Consider the following 4,232-nt stretch of genomic DNA (forward strand, 5'->3'; position numbering starts at 1 on the left):
AGAGTCGCAGCAGCGAGGAAGTTCAGGTTGACGGCCTGAGGAAAACTTCGGAAGGACGCGTCGGACCTGATCAGCCGACCCATCCGAATCCGGACGCCCGCGGACATTCAGGAGGCGCGGCCGCCGGAAGACAAAATAAAACCAGAAGCACGGAGAGCTTCCCCGACGGAGGCTCTCCGCTTTCGTTTAAGATCCCCGGACCGACGCGGGGAACGGGTGCTTCAGGTCACGCCGTCCTCGCTCTTCCTCCGCATTCATCCTCCTCACCCAGAAAGGTCCGCCGATGCGCAAACTTCTCGTTCTTCCGCTCATGCTCGCCGCCCTCGGGCTCGCCGGCTGCAACACCGTCGAAGGCTTCGGCCAGGACCTGAAGAAAGGGGCCGACCACGTCGGCCAGGCGCTCGGGAAGGCGGGCGACAAGATTTCCGAGACCGCCGCGGAGGTGAGCGGCAAGGCCGAGAAGACCGAGGCCGCGCCGGTCGAGGAGAAGTAAGGCGCTCCTCCCCAAAACGCGCCCCGAAGAAGAGCCCGCTTTCCCTGCGAAGCGGGCTTTTTCGTCGTTTCCGGCGTCACTCCCGTCGTCGTTTCCTGCGCCGATCCCGCCGCCCCCCGGGTTTCTCCGAAACGGCCTTCACGAGGCTTTGACGGGCCCGCGCAGTGTTGCGCGTTCGCCTACAGGGGGCGAAAAATTTTTTCCCGTACCCCGGGACCCGCGTTCCGGGTACCCGAAGCCCGGACAATTCTCTTTCGGACGACCAGCGGGCGCCGCCCATGATCCATCTTCAGAAATCCCTGAAATCAAGGGAAAGCGGGTTCAGGTGCGAAACGGATTCATCTTTGGCGAACGCCCCCGACCTCAAAGCCGCATCCCGCTAGGCAGAATGACCTAAACGGCTTGCGCGCCGTCGTCCCGACCCCCAACGGAAGAAAAATTTCCCACTTTCGGCTGTTGGCATTTCCGTTTTCTTCGTGCTAGTTTGAAAACACGGTTCGGGGCCAGAAGCACTTCCGGACCATCCGCCACCATCGAGGAACACCATGAACCGTCCGAACACCATGCCGATCTGCGCGAAGCACTTTGAAGTGCTCCGTCCGGCCTGCGCGACGGGTCTCGGTTGCTCCTCCTCTTCCTCTACGACGTCCTCTACGTCGGGCACATCCGTGCCCGGAGCAGGAACGCTTGATGGATGCTAGGCGGAGCGGGGAGAGTCCCAACTCCGACCTTCCGGAGAAGGGACCAACGCCCAACCGCGATTGGAAACACACCGAGGGAGCAGCCCATCAGGCCGCTCCCTTTTTCATTGCCCGCATTTCCGACTTCTTCACTTCAACCCGCACCAGCGAGAACAACATCATGGACCTCATCAAGAACTGGAAAATTCATCTCCTCGCCCTAATCATCTGCGTGATTGCGGAAATGATCGGCGTGATCCGGTTGGGTCTCGTCGTGATGATGCCGCTCCTCTACGCCCTCATCATCGGGTCGGTCGTGAGCTACCCGAGGCTGAAGGTCCTGAAGCTCCCCGAAATGGAGCGCGCCGCGCAGGTGCTCGGCATCGGCATGCTGATCCTCATCACCAAGATCGGCCTCGACATCGGTCCGAACATCAAGATGATCATGGACTCGGGGCTCGCGCTCCTCATGCAGGAATTCGGCCACTTCTTCGGCACGCTCATCTTCGGTCTGCCGGTGGCGATCCTGGTCGGCATGCGCCGCGAAGCGATCGGCGCCTGCTACTCGATCGACCGTGAAGCGAACGTCGCGATCATCGCGGAACGCTTCGGTCTCGCGAGCCCCGAAGGCCGCGGCGTGATGGGCATGTACATCTGCGGCACCGTCTTCGGCGCCCTCTGGGTCTCGGTCCTCGCCGGCATCATCGCCCAGCTCGGCATCTTCCACCCGCATTCGCTCGCCATGGGCGCCGGCATCGGCAGCGCCTCGATGATGGCCGCGGGCACCGCCTCGATCATCGGCGTGCATCCGGAAGCCGCGGAAACCATCCGCGCCTACGCCGCCGCAGCCAACCTCCTCACCTCGGTTCTCGGCATCTACTTCGCGCTCTTCATCTCGCTCCCGGTGACGATCCGCGTCTACGAATGGGCCGCCCGCGTCTTCTACAAGAACCGCGGCCATGAAAACCAGGACGCCGCCGCTCAGGCCGTCGCCGTCAAGTAAGTCTCACGCGAACCACGAACCGAACACAACCGAAGGAACAACGCCATGCTTCAGATCTTCAACAAGATGTACGACATGATCTTCATCCTGCTCGTGACCGCCGCCTTCGCCTGGGTCGCGAACGCCGTCGGGCAGACCCCCGACCTGATGAAGAGCTCGATCGGCTGCTTCATTCTCGCGGCGCTCTCGGCCGTGGGGATCTTCATCTCGCTCCTTCCCGGCCTCAAAAAGCTCCCGATGGTCTTCTGGGTGTCGGCGGTCGCGGTGATCGTCTCGCTCCCGGGCTTCCCCGGCGGCGACGTGCTCCTCTCGTACACCAAGGAAGTGAACTTCCTCGCGCTCACGACCCCGCTTCTCGCGTACGCCGGCCTCTCGATCGGCAAGGACATCGAAGCCTTCAAGCAGCTCTCGTGGCGCATCGTGCCGGTGGCGCTTGCGGTCGCGGCCGGGAGCTTCCTCTGCGCGACGATGCTGGCTGAAGTGATGCTCCACATCGAAGGCATCTTCTAAGCCCGGAGAGCCCGACCTCTACCCGCACCGAACAGCAAAAGACAACAAAAGGGCCGGGCGGCCCCTCCGCCCGAGCCCGACCCGACAAAAAGTCCAACCTCCAGAAATCCAGAAAAAGGACCAACACCATCATGGACAAGCAGCAACTGAAAGCCCGCGTCGCGGAAGCGCTCCGCGCGCGCCGCGCCGACATCGAAGCCGTCGCCAAGTCGATCTTCGCCGAGCCCGAATTGGGCTACAAGGAAGTGAAGACGAGCGCGAAGGTGAAGGCGCTCTTCGACGACCTCGGCCTCGAATACACGGAAGGCTGGGGCCTCACGGGCGTCAAGGCCCGCATGAAGGGCAAGGGCTCGAAGCGCACGGTCGCCATGGTGGGTGAACTGGACGCGATCGTCTGCCGCGGCCACGAAGCCGCCGACCCGGTGACGGGCGCCGCGCACTGCTGCGGGCACAACATCCAGATCGCGAACATGGCCGCGGTCGCGATGGCGTTGAAGGACGCGGGCGCGATGGAATATCTGGGCGGCGACGTCGTCGTCTTCGCGGTCCCCGCCGAAGAGTACGTCGAGATCGACTACCGCAGCGGCCTTCGCGCCGACGGCAAGATCCGGTACCTGGGCGGCAAGCAGCAGATCATCGCCGAAGGCGGCTTCGACGACGTCGACATGGCGATGCAGATGCACGTCGACGTGAGGCGCGAAGAAGGGAACTTCGCCTGCGGCGGGAGCTGCAACGGCTTCATCGGCAAGCTCATTGAATACCGCGGCCGCGCCGCGCACGCGGCGGCCGCACCGGACCGCGGCATCAACGCCTTGAACGCCTGCATGCTGGGCGTCATGGGCGTCAACGCCCTGCGCGAACGCTTCCGCGAAGAGGACGTCGTGCGCTTCCATCCGATCATCAATTCGGGCGGCGACCTCGTGAACGTCGTGCCGGACCACGTGACGATGGAAAGCTACGTGCGCGCCTCGAACGTGAGCGCCCTCAAGAATTACAACGAGGACATCAACCGCGCGCTCAAAGCGGGTGCGATGGCCTTGGGCGCCGAAGCCGAGATCGAGGACATCCCGGGCTACCTCCCGCTCCGCCCGGACCTCGCCTTCCGCGGGATCCTGGAAGAGAACGCCAAGGCGGTCTTCGGCGAAAAGCAGGTCTCGCCCGGCGAACACTCGGCCGGCTCGACCGACATGGGCGACGTCTCGCACCTGATGCCGGTGGTGCATCCCTGGATCGGCTGCGTCGACGGCGTGCTCCACGGCGCGAACTATGTGCTCTCGGACCCCGACGCCGCCTACGAAAAGATCCCCGAGGTGCTCGCCTCGACGATCATCGACCTCCTTTGGGACGATGCGGCCGCCGCGGACAAGATCTGCCGCGAATTCAAGCCGGTCTTCACGAAGGAGACCTACTGCGCCTTCATGGACGGCATTGCGAAGAAGGAATGACGTCCGACTGAGCCCGGGGGTTCCGTGAACCCCATGTGCTCCCATCTTCCGCCGGGAGGACCTCGGCGGCGGTCCGCGACGGGGCGGACTCGCCGTCGCGG

The 4,232-nt window shown here is 63.9% G+C and carries 4 protein-coding genes; all 4 read left to right on the plus strand.

Annotated elements, in window-relative coordinates:
• The first annotated feature begins 283 nt into the window (after positions 1-283).
• The 4 genes from HMPREF9440_RS12385 (at position 284) to HMPREF9440_RS07180 (ending at position 4,131) form a co-directional block, all read left to right on the plus strand.
• Positions 284-493 (plus strand): entericidin EcnA/B family protein, encoded by a 210-nt coding sequence (locus HMPREF9440_RS12385; RefSeq protein ID WP_008542859.1) that lies wholly within the window; start codon positions 284-286, stop codon positions 491-493.
• A gap of 861 nt (positions 494-1,354) precedes the next feature.
• Positions 1,355-2,176: a DUF3100 domain-containing protein gene (locus HMPREF9440_RS07170; protein ID WP_040764625.1), complete on the plus strand. Its 822-nt coding sequence runs from the start codon at positions 1,355-1,357 to the stop codon at positions 2,174-2,176.
• A 45-nt stretch (positions 2,177-2,221) separates the two neighbouring features.
• A complete protein-coding gene (locus HMPREF9440_RS07175; protein WP_008542863.1) occupies positions 2,222-2,686 on the plus strand; it encodes a hypothetical protein in 465 nt (154 codons plus the stop codon).
• A gap of 131 nt (positions 2,687-2,817) precedes the next feature.
• Complete coding sequence (locus HMPREF9440_RS07180) at positions 2,818-4,131, plus strand: amidohydrolase (protein ID WP_008542865.1); 1,314 nt, start codon at positions 2,818-2,820, stop codon at positions 4,129-4,131.
• The last annotated feature ends 101 nt before the right edge of the window (positions 4,132-4,232 follow it).

Origin of the sequence: Sutterella parvirubra YIT 11816 (assembly GCF_000250875.1) — a bacterium.
GTDB classification, from domain to species: Bacteria; Pseudomonadota; Gammaproteobacteria; order Burkholderiales; family Burkholderiaceae_F; genus Sutterella; species Sutterella parvirubra.

Excerpts from the sequence above, each read along its gene's own strand:
- HMPREF9440_RS12385 (WP_008542859.1), top strand. The coding sequence starts at position 284 with ATGCGCAAACTTCTCGTTCTTCCGCTCATGCTCGCCGCCCTCGGGCTC.
- HMPREF9440_RS07180 (WP_008542865.1), top strand. The coding sequence starts at position 2,818 with ATGGACAAGCAGCAACTGAAAGCCCGCGTCGCGGAAGCGCTCCGCGCG.
- HMPREF9440_RS07175 (WP_008542863.1), top strand. The coding sequence starts at position 2,222 with ATGCTTCAGATCTTCAACAAGATGTACGACATGATCTTCATCCTGCTC.
- HMPREF9440_RS07170 (WP_040764625.1), top strand. The coding sequence starts at position 1,355 with ATGGACCTCATCAAGAACTGGAAAATTCATCTCCTCGCCCTAATCATC.